Here is an 11,554-nt window from a genome sequence, read left to right on the forward strand (position 1 = left end):
GGCCTCAGCGGGTGGGGACCGGCGCCTCGCCGCGATAGTCGTAGAAGCCGCGGCCCGCCTTGCGGCCCAGCCAGCCGGCCTCGACGTATTTCACCAGCAGCGGGCAGGGGCGGTACTTGGTGTCCGCCAGCCCGTCGTGGAGCACGTTCATGATCGCGAGGCACACGTCGAGCCCGATGAAGTCGGCCAGCTGCAGCGGGCCCATCGGGTGGTTGGCGCCGAGCCGCATGGCCTTGTCGATGCTCTCGACCGTGCCGACGCCCTCATAGAGGGTGTAGACCGCCTCGTTGATCATCGGCAGCAAGATGCGGTTGACGATGAAGGCGGGGAAATCCTCGGCGCTGGCGGCGGTCTTGCCCAGGCTCGCGACGACGGCCTTGAGCTCCTCGAACGTCGCCTGGTCGGTGGCGATGCCGCGGATCAGCTCCACCAGCTCCATCACCGGGACCGGGTTCATGAAGTGGAAGCCCATGAACCGCTCGGGCCGGTCGGTCAGCGAGGCGAGGCGCGTGATCGAGATCGAGGAGGTGTTCGAGGTCAGGATCGTGCGCTCGCCGAGATGGGGGGCGAGGGAGGCGAAGATCTGGTTCTTGATCTTCTCGTTCTCGGTGGCGGCCTCGATCACCAGGTCGGCCTGGGCGACGGGGACCAGGTCGGTGGTCTTGGCGATGCGGCCGAGCGCGTCGGCCTTCTCGGCCTCCGAGATCGCGCCGCGGCCGATCTGGCGGTCGAGGTTCTTCTCGATCTGGCCCAGCGCCTTGTCGATCCGCGCCTCGTCGATGTCGTTGAGGAAGACGTCGTAGCCCGCCAGCGCGAACACGTGGGCGATGCCGTTGCCCATCTGCCCTGCCCCGATGACGCCGACCGATTTGATCGCCATGCCGCGCACGCCTTTGCTGCCCCTGGATTTCGAGGCCGCACCCTATGCGCCGTGGGGGGCAGCGGCAAGAGCGGCCGCCCCGCGCCGGGTCAGTCGAGCGCGTCGCGCATCGGCCGCGCCTGGCCCCACAGCCGCAGGCGGGCGTCGCTGAGCGCGCCTCGGATGCGCACGCCGCCGGCGTCGGGGCCGCCCTCGAGGCCGTCGTCGGGCTCGATCGAGACGGCGCCCAGGCCTCGCAGCACGCCGCCGTCGAGCGTCACGCAGGGCCCCTTCGGCGCGTCGCCGGGGCGGGCGGCGTAGGCGATGACCACGGTGCGGGCCTCGCATTCCTCGCGCAGCCAGTCGGCGTCGACGAGGCCCCCCAGCATCACCACCGTCCAGCCGTTGCCCAGGCTGGCGGCGGCGCGGCGGGGCTGGCGGTCGATGCCGGGGCGGCCGGCGGCGAGGGTCTGGCCGACCGGGTCGCCGTCGTTGGCCAGCCAGGTGTCGATGACATAGCCGGCGCCGCGGGCGCGGTCGACGGCGCGGCCCTGCTCGCCCATCACCCCCAGGGCGGCGGCGCGCGGTGCGACCAGCAGGGCCGGCCGCTCGCCCCCCGGGATCCAGATCAGCGCGGCGGCAAGCATCGCCCCCAGGCCCAGATACCGCAGGCGCGAGGTCCAGATCACCAGCCACAGCCCCCCCAGCGCCAGCAGCGGCAGCGCGATCGGCGGCGGGCTGGCGACGGGGCGCACCGCGGCGGGAAGCCCGGCGAAGAGATGCGCGATGTCGAGGATCACGCCCACCCCCCAGCCCATCGCCGTCAGCGGCCACTGGTGCAGGCCCAGCGGCGCCAGCGCCGCCGACAGCGCCCCCATCGGCGCCACCCAGAAGGCCATCACCGGAGCCGCGAGCAGGTTGGCGGGCAGGCCCCAGGTGGTCATGCGGTTGAAATGCGCCGCCGCGAAGGGAGCCGTCGCCGCCCCCGCCACGACCGAGGTCAGCAACAGCCCCCCCGCCCACAACAGCAGCCGGCGCCCGCGCCCGGTCTGGTGGGCGGGGCGCAGCCAGCGGCGGTCGCGGGCCAGCTCCCACGCGCCCACCAGCGCGGCGGTGGCGGCGAAGGACATCTGGAAGCCCGCGTCCATCAGGCTCTCGGGCCGGATCAGCAGGATCGCCAGCGCCGCGGCGGCCAGCGCCCGCAGGCTGATCGCGGGCCGGTCGACCATGATCGCGATCAGCGCCGCGGCCGCCATCACAAACGCCCGCTGGGTGGCGACCGAGGCGCCCGAGACCGCCAGATACCCCGCCGCCGCCGCCAGCGCCGCGCCGGCCGCGGCCTTCTTGGTCGGCGCCCGCAGCGCCAGCCACGGCCAGCAGGCCAGCAGGAAGCGCGCGGTCCAGAAGGCGATCGCGGCCAGCAGCCCCATGTGCAGGCCCGAGATCGCCAGCAGATGCGCCAGGTTCGAATCGCGCAGCGCCTGCATGTCGGCGCCGCGCACCTCCTCGCGGCTGCCGGTCAGGATGGCGGCCGCGAAGGCCCCCTCGCGGTTCGGCAGGGCGGCGAGGATGCCGTCGGTCAGCCGGCCGCGGAATCGCTCCACCGCCAGGGCGACCTGCGCCAGGCTCCAGGGATCGGGGGCGGCGGCCTCTGCGACGTCGGGGTGGGCCGCGACCAGCGGGCCGCGGGCGAAGCCGATGCCGCCCAGCGACTCGAACCAGGCGTGGCGGCGGAAATCGAAGCCGCCGGGCTCGACCGGCCCCTCGGGCGGACCGATCTGGGCGAAGACGTCGATCCGCTCGCCCAGCGAGACCTTGCGCGCGAAGGCCCCCTCGAGCAGCGTCACCCGCACCCGCTCGGGCGTCTCGCCGGGCGAGAGGCCGTAGATCACCACGTCGCGCAGCTCGACCCGCCGCCGGTCGGTGCGCGAGCGGGTGATCTCGGACACCCGGCCCTGCACGGTGGCGTCGATCCGCTCGGCCAGCACCGGCGCCGCGGCCGAGTGAGCGCGCAGCGAGGCCGCCGCGAATCCCGCCGCCACCAGCGCCGCGGCGACCAGCACGGCCGCGCCCGCGGGCGGCAGCGCGGTTGTCCCGGGGATCCGTCGCCCCATCATCAGGATCGGCGCGATGGCCGCCGGCAGCGCCACGCAGGCGGCGACCGCCCAGGCGTCGGGCTCGGCCAGCAGGGAGAAATAGATCCAGATGCCCAGGCCCAGGAAGGCCGGCGCCCACAGCGGCGCGCGCCGGCGCTCGCGCTCGGCCAGGCGGGCCCACAGCTCCGCCGCCCGCGTTCGGAACGCGGGTCGCCATCGCGCGTGGGCGAGGGACGGGTTGTGCGGGACATCGGGCATTGCCATAACAGCGCCGCAGTTTAGCCGAATTCGCACCGCGCGCCAGCGGGACTCCCCACGGCGGACCCGGAATTCCTCCCGACCTGTGAAGGCCCATGACCTCTGACGCCACCAGCTCCAAGACCGCACGCCCCGTTGTGACGCGCTTTGCGCCGTCGCCCACGGGCTTCCTGCACATCGGCGGCGCGCGCACGGCGCTGTTCAACTGGCTCTACGCCCGCGGCCGCGACGGGACCTTCCTGTTGCGCATCGAGGACACCGACCGCGAGCGCTCGACCCCCGAGGCCACCCAGGCGATCATCGACGGCCTGCGCTGGCTCGGCCTAGACTGGGACGGCGACCCGATCAGCCAGTATGAGCGCGCCGACCGCCACCGCGACTGCGCGCTGCAGCTGCTCGAGGCCGGCGCCGCCTACCGCTGCTGGTCCACCAAGGAGGAGATCGACGCCGCGCGCGAGGCCGCCAAGGCCGAGGGCCGGCCGCCGCTGTTCGTCTCGCCCTGGCGCGACCGCGACGACGGCGACCTCGATCAGCCCCACGTGATCCGCCTGAAATCCCCGCGCGAGGGCGAGGTGAGCGTCGACGACGCGGTGCAGGGGCTGGTCACCTGGAAGGCGTCCCAGATGGACGACCTGATCCTGCTGCGCTCCGACGGCTCGCCCGTCTACATGCTGGCGGTGGTGGTCGACGACCACGACATGGGCGTCACCCATGTGATCCGCGGCGACGACCACCTGACCAACGCCGCCCGCCAGGCGCTGATCTACAAGGGCCTGGGCTGGGAGGTTCCGGTCTTCGCCCATATCCCGCTGATCCACGGGCCGGACGGCGCCAAGCTCTCCAAGCGCCACGGCGCCCTGGGCATCGAGGCCTATCGCGACATGGGCTACCTGCCCGAGGCGCTGCGCAACTACCTTTCGCGGCTCGGCTGGGCGCATGGCGACGACGAGTTCTTCACCTCCGAGCAGGCCATCGCCTGGTTCGACCTGCCGCAGATCAACAAGGCCGCGGCCCGCATCGACTTCGCCAAGATGGAGCACCTGAACGGGATGCACATCCGCGCGGCGTCGGATTCCCGGCTGGCGCAGGCGGCCGACGAGCTTATTGCAGCGCAGCACAAGTCGCGCCCCGGTCCCGAAAAGGCGGCCGCGTTTCTTGAGGCGATGCCCGGTCTGAAGGAGCGGGCGAAGACAATCAACGAACTGATCGACCTCGCCTATTACATATTCGCCGAACGCCCGCTCGAGTTCGATGAGAAGGCCGCCAAGCTCCTCTCGGAGGACGCGCGCGCGATGCTCGCGCGATTGACTTCGCATCTGCGGAACAATACCTCTTGGGACAGCGACGTCCTTCAGGACGTGGCAAGGAATTTCGCCGAGACAGAGGGCCTGAAGCTCGGAAAGGTGGCTCAGCCGTTGCGGGCCGCGCTCACCGGACGAGCCATTTCGCCGAGCGTTTTCGACGTGATGGAGACGCTTGGGCGCGATGAATGCCTCGCGCGACTGGAGGATGCCGCCGCCGGCTGATAGATCCGGGGGCGGTTAGCGACGGGCGGGCCGCGCCTTGGCCCGCCGCACTGGACGACGGGCGGAACCCTCCGCTCCGCCGATGGCCCAAGCGCCGCGCCGAATGCCGAGCGCGCGCCAGCGAAGGGAGAGCATCTTGCCCAAGGACACCGGAAAGAACGCCACGTTCACCATCGAGGGTCAGACCTACGAGTTCCCCGTCTACTCGGGCACCCTGGGGCCGGACGTGGTCGACATCGGCAAGCTCTACGCGAAGGCCGACGTGTTCACCTTCGACCCGGGCTACACCTCGACCGGGTCCTGCGAATCGAAGATCACCTTCATCGACGGCGAAAAGGGCGAGCTGCTGTATCGCGGCTACCCGATCGACCAGCTGGCCGAGAAGTCCCACTACCTCGAGGTCTGCTACCTCCTCCTCTACGGAGAGCTGCCCACCAAGGCGCAGATGGAGGACTTCGAGACCCGCGTCACGAAGCACACCATGCTTCATGAGCAGATGAAGAACTTCTACTCCGGCTTCCGCCGCGACGCCCACCCGATGGCGGTGGTCTGCGGCGTGGTCGGGGCTATGTCGGCCTTCTACCACGACTCGACCGACATCAACGATCCCTGGCAGCGCGAAGTGGCGACCATCCGCCTGATCGCCAAGCTGCCGACGATCGTGGCCTGGGCCTTCAAGTACGCCGCGGGTCAGCCGATGATCTATCCGCGCAACGACCTGACCTACGCCGAGAACTTCCTGCACATGTGCTTCTCGGTCCCGGCCGAGGAATACGAGGTGTCGCCGGTGCTGGCCAAGGCCATGGACCGGATCTTCACCCTGCACGCCGATCACGAGCAGAACGCCTCGACCTCGACGGTGCGTCTGGCGGGCTCCTCGGGGGCCAACCCCTTCGCCTGCATCGCCGCGGGCGTCGCCTGCCTGTGGGGTCCCGCCCACGGCGGCGCCAACCAGGCCTGCCTGGAGATGCTGCGCGAGATCGGGACGGTCGACCAGATCCCGACCTACATCAAGAAGGCCAAGGACAAGGACGATCCGTTCCGCCTGATGGGCTTCGGGCACCGCGTCTACAAGAACTTCGACCCTCGCGCGAAAGTGATGAAGGAGAGCGCCGACGAGGTGCTGGGCCTGCTGGGGATCGAGAACAACGAGACGCTGGCCGTCGCCAAGGAGCTCGAGAAGATCGCGCTCGAGGACGAGTACTTCGTCGAGAAGAAGCTCTACCCGAACGTCGACTTCTACTCGGGCATCATCCTCGAGGCGATGGGCTTCCCCACCTCGATGTTCACGCCGATCTTCGCGCTGTCGCGCACGGTCGGCTGGATCTCGCAGTGGAAGGAGATGATGGAGGAGAGCGGGCGCATCGGCCGGCCCCGCCAGCTCTACACCGGCGCGGGCTTCCGCGACTACACGGACGTCGAGACCCGCTGAACCGGCGGCTCCCGCCCGAGACCCGATCGAAAGGCCTCCCCCCACGGGGAGGCCTTTTTCGTGGGCGGAGGTGCCGCGTCGGGCGCGGCGCCGGTTTCGCGGTCGCGCGCGCGGCGCGTGGCGGGGGGAGGTGGGTGTGGCCAGGGGCCGGGCGGCGACGGCGCGCCGGAACGGGGAGGGCGCTTCGGGAGCTCACCAGAGAACAGGCCCCGCGCCTGTCCTCCGCAGCCGTCCGTCGCTGAAGATGCCTGAGCGACTCGTCCGGCCCGTTCAAGGACAAGCCGCGCAAGCGCGGTCGCTGCGCGATCCTTGACCGGGCCGGACGAGTCGCTCTTTACGGCATCAGCGACGGACGGCTCCGGAGAACAGGCGCTTTCGGGGGGGCTTAGGCGGGGGCGCCCGGAGGAAGGGGGGGGCTGGTCAGCGAAAAGGGGCCCCCAAGGGAGGCCCCGATCGAAGGGACGCGGGGTGCGCGTCGCGGTTCGGCCGGCCGGCTCGGCGAACCGGGCTCGGCCGGTCGCGGATCAGCTGATCCCCGTTCAGCTGATCACCGTGTAGCCGATGGCGATGACCACCATCGCGGCGACGGCCAGGCCGAGCGAATTGCGCAGCACCCGCCAGACGCCGGTGGCCTCGGCCTGAGCGCCGCCGACCTCGGTCGGGTCGCTGGGATCGTTCAGCTCGGGCTTGACCATATCGGGCACGTCCTCGCTGCGGGTCTCCGCGGCGGCGGGATCGTGAGTGCGGCTCATAGCGGCCTCCTTTCGTCTCCAGCTTCGTCGCTGTCCAGACGGGACGTAAGATGAAGCGGGGCGAGGGCAACTCACGCCTGCGTCAGAAACAATCCGTTGAAGCGGCGCGCGGCTGCGCGGACTTCCGGCGCGGCCCGCGGGGCTCAGCCGCGCCGCGGGCCGCGCGCGGCGGCCGCGATCACCGAGCGGGCGGCGCGCGTCGAGGGCGGCTCTCCGTCCCGCCCCAGCAACGCCAGCGCCCGGTCGGCGGCGGAGAGCTGGGCGTCGCGCGCCGGCCCCGGCCCGAGCAGCGGGTCGAGCGCGGCGGCCACCTTGGCGGGGACCAGAAAGTGCTGGATGAACTCGGGCACCGCGCGCTCTTTCAGCAGCAGGTTCAGAAGGTTGGCGGTGTCGATCTTCAGCAGACGGCGGGCGATGACGGCGGTCAGCGGGTTCACCCGGTAGCCGATCACCTGCGGCACCCGCATCGCCGCCAGCTCCAGCGTCACCGTGCCCGAGGCCGCCAGCGCCGCGTCCGAGGCCGCCATGGCCGCGAACTTGCGCCGCTCCGCCTCGGCGGGGTCGAGGCCGCGGGGGTCGAGGACATGGGCCTCCACCGGCCAGGCGGCGGCCAGCTCGCGCGCCGCGTCGGCCACGCCGGCTGCGGCGGGCAGCACCACGGCGAGGTCGGGGTGGCGCTGCGCCAGCAGACCCAGCGCCTCGCCGAAGGGGGCGGCGAGGCGCGCGACCTCGCCGCGCCGCGAGCCGGGCATGACGCAGAGGAGGGGGCGGCCGGCGGCGCCGATCTGCGCCCGCACCGCGGCCTGCGCCTCGGCCGAGGGGCGGGGCAGGCGGCTGGCGGGGTGGCCGACGAAATCGCAGGTCATCCCCTCGGCCGTCATGTAGGGGGGCTCGAAGGGCAGCAGGGCCAGCACATGGTCGGTGTAGCGGGCCATCTTGCGCGCCCGCCCCGGCCGCCAGGCCCAGACCGAGGGCGCGACGTAGTGCACCGTGGTCAGGCCGGGGCATGCCGCGCGGGCCCGGCGCGCCACCCGCAGGCCGAAGGCGGGGCTGTCGATGGTCAGCAGCACGTCGGGCGCCCAGGCCGCGACGTCGGCCGCCGTCTCGTCCATGCGGGCGAGGATCGCGCGCAGGCGGGGCAGCACCTCGAACAGGCCCATCACCGCCAGCTCGTCGGAGGGGAACAGGCTGTGGAGCCCCTCGGCCTGCATCAGCTCTCCGCCGACGCCGCGGATCTCGAGGCCGCGGTCGCCCAGCTCCTCGCGCAGGGCGCGGATCAGGGGGGCGCCGAGACGGTCGCCGGAGGCCTCGCCGGCGACGAGGCAGACGCGGAGGGGGCGCGCGCTCACGGGGCCTCGGGGGCGGTCTCTGGCGGGCGGGCCCAGAGGAACAGGCCGGCGGCGTCGGCGGCGGCGACGGTCTCCTCGCGGCCCAGCACCAGCACGCCGTCGGCGGCGAGGGCGATGCCGGCGAGCCCCGCCTCGGCGGCCCTGGCCACGGTGTCGGGGCCGATGGCGGGCAGGTCGAGGCGCCAGTCCTGGCCCGGCTTGGGCGCCTTGTAGAGCACGCCTTTCGCCTCCCCGGCCCGCAGCCGGGCGGGGACGCGGGCGACCTCGGAAAGGAGCGCGTCAGTGCCTGCGATCGCCTCGACGCCCAGGCACACGCCCGAGGCGACGACGGCGGCCTGGCCCACGTCGACGGCGCCCAGCGCCTCGACCACCGCGGCGGCGCGGGCGGCGTCCTCGCGGTCGGCCTCGCCGGGTTGCACGGCGCCCAGCACCCCGGCGGGCGCCAGCAGGTCCTGCAGCAGCTCATGCGCGCCGACCATGCGGTAGCCCTCGTCCTCGAAGATCGAGGCGAAGCCGCGCAGCATCCCGTCGTCGCCCTTGCGCAGCAGGGTCAGGGCCTTGGCGATCAGCGCCAGGCCCTTCAGGTCGAGCCGCAGGGGATCGAGCTTCGGGCGGGCCATCGCGCCGGCGAAGCAGATCCGGTCGCAGCCCTTCGCCTTCAGCGCCTTGAACAGGCGGCCGGGTTTCTCGAAGGGCAGGTCGAGCACGTCCATGCCCTCGGCCCAGGGGGCCTGCGTGCCCTCGAAGCGGACGATCAGCAGGGGCAGGCCGCGGCGGCGGCGATCCTCGGCGATCAGGCGGGGCAGGGCGCCGGTTCCGGCAACCAGGGCCAGCGCGCCCTCGGACCCGTCGGCCACGCCGTCAGCCCCGCGGGGTGACGAAGTGGCGGGAGCTTTCGGCCAGCATGAAGCGGCAGACGTCGGCGGCGAGCGGGGTGGTCCAGCGTTCGGCCGCCTCGGCCGCGCGGGCGGCGACGCTGCCGGCGCCCTCGGTGAAGATGAAGTCCACCGCGGCGCGCAGGTCCGCGATATGCGCCCGCTCGGCCTTGGCGCGGCGCAGGCCGACCAGGTTCAGCCCGGCGAGCTGCGCCCGGTCGCCGGTGACCGAGCCATAGGGGATCACGTCGCGCTCGACCCCGGTCAGGCCGCCGACCATCGCGCCCCGGCCGATGCGCGAGTGCTGGTGGACGGCCGCGTTGCCGCCGATGATGGCGCGGTCCTCGACGATCACGTGGCCGCCGAGCGGGGCGTTGTTGGCCAGGATCACCCCGTTGCCGACGATGCAGTCGTGGCCGACATGGGTCGAGGCCATGAACAGGCAGCCGTCGCCGATCCGGGTCACGAACCCGCCCCCCTCGGTTCCGAGGTTCATGGTCACGTGCTCGCGGATCATGTTTCGCGCGCCGATCTCGAGGCGGCTGTCCTCGCCGGCGTATTTCAGGTCCTGGGGCTGGGCGCCGAGCACGGCGAAGGGCCACACGCGGGTGCCCTCGCCGATGGTGGTGCGTCCCTCGACCACGACGTGGGAGCGCAGCTCGACCCCCGCGGCCAGCGAGACGCGGGCGCCGACCGTGCAGAACGGGCCGACCGTCGCGCCGGCGCCGATCTCGGCCCCGTCCTCGACGATCGCGGTGGGGTGGACGTTGGCCGAGGGATCCACGGCCATGCTCAACCCTGCCGCGATTTGTGGTCAGGCATCACGATCATCGCCGAGAAATCGGCCTCGGCGCAGATCTTGTCGTCCACCCAGGCCTCTCCCCAGAATTTCCAGATCCGGCCGCGGCCGCGCAGGATCTTCACCCGCAGCTCCATCCGGTCGCCGGGCACCACCCGGTTGCGGAAGCGGCACTTGTCGAGCGTCATGAAGTAGACCAGCAGATCCTGGCCCTCCATGCCCAGCGTGTCGACGACCAGCACGGCGGCGGTCTGGGCCATGGCCTCGACGATCAGCACGCCGGGCATGATCGGCTCGTCCGGGAAATGGCCGGTGAACTGCGGCTCGTTCATCGTGACCATCTTGATCCCGACGCAGCTGTCGCCCTTGACCATCTTCTCGACGCGGTCGACGAGGAGGAAGGGGTAGCGGTGGGGGATCATCCGCTGGATGCGGGAGATGTCGGCGGACCCGTATTCGGCCTGCGCGGGAGCGGTCGCGGCGTCGTCGATCGCCGGCGCGTCTGCGGAAGGGGTCTCGGTCATGTCCTGGCCCTGGCTGCGTCGTTCGGCGCTCCTGATTGCAGGACGGCCGCGTCAGGTCAAGTCGCGGGGGCCGTGAGGGGGCTGCGGGACGCTCCGAGGCCCGCGACGCAGCGATTTCCGGGCGTTGGAGAGGTTCAGGCCGCGCTCAGAAAGGTGGCGAGATTGCGGCTCGCCCGCCAGGCGGCGCCGGGGTCGGGCCGGCGCGGGGCGTCAGCGGGGCATCAGCGGGGCATCAGGTCGTCGGGCGGGTCGAAGCGGACCGCGCCCATCTCGGCGTCGTAGCGCTCGATCGCGAGGTTGGTGACGTCGAGCGCGGGGTCGGCCGCGGCCACGGCCGAGGCGTCGAGCAGGACCAGCGATCCTGTCTCCCGGCGCAGGGCTTCGAGCACGCGCGGCAGGGCCGACGCGAGGGCCTGGCGGGCCTCCTGCGTGAACTTCTGGAACAGGGCGCGGCGGTCCTGTCCGGCGGCGCGCTCGGCCTTCACCTTTCGGTCGAACTCGCGGGCGCGGGCGTCGAACTGGTCGGGGGGCAGGGTGGGCTTGAGGCGGGTGAGCTCCTGCTCCTCGACCTGCAGCTCGGTCTTCACGCGCTCCAGCTCGGCGGTGACCCGCTCGAGCGTCTCGCGCTCGGTCTCCTGCAGGGCGCGGGCGGCGGCGGAATTCTCGAGCACGGCCTGGCGGTTGACGATCAGGATCGGGCTTCGGGGAAGCGTGGCGCGCGGCCCCAGTGCGCCCGAGGGGGCCTGGGCGGCGCCGGGCCTGGTCTGGCCTTGCCCGGTCTGGCCTTGCGCGGTCTGGCCTTGCGCGGGACCCGGCGCGGTCTGGGACGGCGCGGCCTGGGGGGGCGCGGCCTGGTCGGACGGGGACGGGCTCGGGTCCGCCGGAGCCCGCGGCGCCGGGGCGGGCGTTTCGGGCGAGAGCGTCTCGGGCGAGGGGGCCAGGGGCGTGGACGTCGCCGCGGGCGCCTCCGCCGTCGGAGCGGCCTGGTCCTGCGCCGCGGCCGGTCCCGCCAGCAGGGCGCAGGCGAGGCCCAGCGCCGCGCCGGCGGCGGCCGCGCGCCGCGATGCCGGGCGCGCGGGCACGA

The 11,554-nt window shown here is 72.7% G+C and carries 10 protein-coding genes; 2 read left to right on the forward strand and 8 right to left on the reverse strand.

Features of this window, described 5'->3' with window-relative positions; all coding sequences use genetic code 11:
- Nucleotides 1–4: 4 nt before the first annotated feature.
- Entirely contained in the window at nt 5–880 is an 876-nt protein-coding gene (locus tag AAC134_RS02025; RefSeq protein WP_339947364.1) for a 3-hydroxybutyryl-CoA dehydrogenase, read from the reverse strand.
- Nucleotides 881–969: 89 nt separating this feature from the next.
- The gene (locus AAC134_RS02030) at nt 970–3,213 is read right to left on the reverse strand and encodes a ComEC/Rec2 family competence protein (RefSeq protein WP_339947365.1); all 2,244 of its coding nucleotides are present in this window, start codon (nt 3,211–3,213) and stop codon (nt 970–972) included.
- A 95-nt stretch (nt 3,214–3,308) separates the two neighbouring features.
- On the opposite strand from AAC134_RS02030, the gene gltX reads away from it, so the two are divergent.
- Nucleotides 3,309–4,739: a glutamate--tRNA ligase gene (gltX, locus tag AAC134_RS02035; RefSeq protein ID WP_339947366.1), complete on the forward strand. Its 1,431-nt coding sequence runs from the start codon at nt 3,309–3,311 to the stop codon at nt 4,737–4,739.
- A gap of 136 nt (nt 4,740–4,875) precedes the next feature.
- Entirely contained in the window at nt 4,876–6,171 is a 1,296-nt protein-coding gene (gltA, locus tag AAC134_RS02040) for a citrate synthase (RefSeq protein ID WP_339947367.1), read from the forward strand.
- A gap of 539 nt (nt 6,172–6,710) precedes the next feature.
- Here gltA and AAC134_RS02045 read toward each other — a convergent pair.
- The 6 genes from AAC134_RS02045 to AAC134_RS02070 form a co-directional block, all read right to left on the reverse strand.
- Nucleotides 6,711–6,923, reverse strand: a complete 213-nt coding sequence (locus tag AAC134_RS02045; protein ID WP_339947368.1) for a hypothetical protein — start codon at nt 6,921–6,923, stop codon at nt 6,711–6,713.
- A gap of 143 nt (nt 6,924–7,066) precedes the next feature.
- The gene (lpxB, locus tag AAC134_RS02050; RefSeq protein WP_339947369.1) at nt 7,067–8,272 is read right to left on the reverse strand and encodes a lipid-A-disaccharide synthase; all 1,206 of its coding nucleotides are present in this window, start codon (nt 8,270–8,272) and stop codon (nt 7,067–7,069) included.
- On the reverse strand, nt 8,269–9,129 hold the full coding sequence (gene lpxI / locus AAC134_RS02055; protein ID WP_339947370.1) for a UDP-2,3-diacylglucosamine diphosphatase LpxI: 861 nt from the start codon (nt 9,127–9,129) through the stop codon (nt 8,269–8,271). The genes lpxB and lpxI overlap by 4 nt, the downstream gene beginning before the upstream one ends.
- A 4-nt stretch (nt 9,130–9,133) precedes the next feature.
- The gene (gene lpxA / locus AAC134_RS02060) at nt 9,134–9,937 is read right to left on the reverse strand and encodes an acyl-ACP--UDP-N-acetylglucosamine O-acyltransferase (protein WP_339947371.1); all 804 of its coding nucleotides are present in this window, start codon (nt 9,935–9,937) and stop codon (nt 9,134–9,136) included.
- Between the two features lie 2 nt (nt 9,938–9,939).
- Nucleotides 9,940–10,470: a 3-hydroxyacyl-ACP dehydratase FabZ gene (fabZ, locus tag AAC134_RS02065; RefSeq protein ID WP_339947372.1), complete on the reverse strand. Its 531-nt coding sequence runs from the start codon at nt 10,468–10,470 to the stop codon at nt 9,940–9,942.
- Between the two features lie 221 nt (nt 10,471–10,691).
- Nucleotides 10,692–11,552 carry an OmpH family outer membrane protein gene (locus tag AAC134_RS02070; protein ID WP_339947373.1) on the reverse strand — a complete coding sequence of 287 codons (861 nt, stop codon included), beginning with the start codon at nt 11,550–11,552 and terminating at the stop codon, nt 10,692–10,694.
- Nucleotides 11,553–11,554 lie beyond the last annotated feature (2 nt).

It is taken from the genome of uncultured Albimonas sp. (assembly GCF_963977235.1).
Classification (GTDB): Bacteria; Pseudomonadota; Alphaproteobacteria; order Rhodobacterales; family Rhodobacteraceae; genus Albimonas.

What these genes read in the sequence shown, in the direction of transcription:
- AAC134_RS02025 (WP_339947364.1), bottom strand. Translation starts at nt 880, where the DNA reads ATGGCGATCAAATCGGTCGGCGTCATCGGGGCAGGGCAGATGGGCAAC.
- AAC134_RS02030 (WP_339947365.1), bottom strand. Translation starts at nt 3,213, where the DNA reads ATGCCCGATGTCCCGCACAACCCGTCCCTCGCCCACGCGCGATGGCGA.
- gltX (WP_339947366.1), top strand. Translation starts at nt 3,309, where the DNA reads ATGACCTCTGACGCCACCAGCTCCAAGACCGCACGCCCCGTTGTGACG.
- AAC134_RS02045 (WP_339947368.1), bottom strand. Translation starts at nt 6,923, where the DNA reads ATGAGCCGCACTCACGATCCCGCCGCCGCGGAGACCCGCAGCGAGGAC.
- lpxA (WP_339947371.1), bottom strand. Translation starts at nt 9,937, where the DNA reads ATGGCCGTGGATCCCTCGGCCAACGTCCACCCCACCGCGATCGTCGAG.
- fabZ (WP_339947372.1), bottom strand. Translation starts at nt 10,470, where the DNA reads ATGACCGAGACCCCTTCCGCAGACGCGCCGGCGATCGACGACGCCGCG.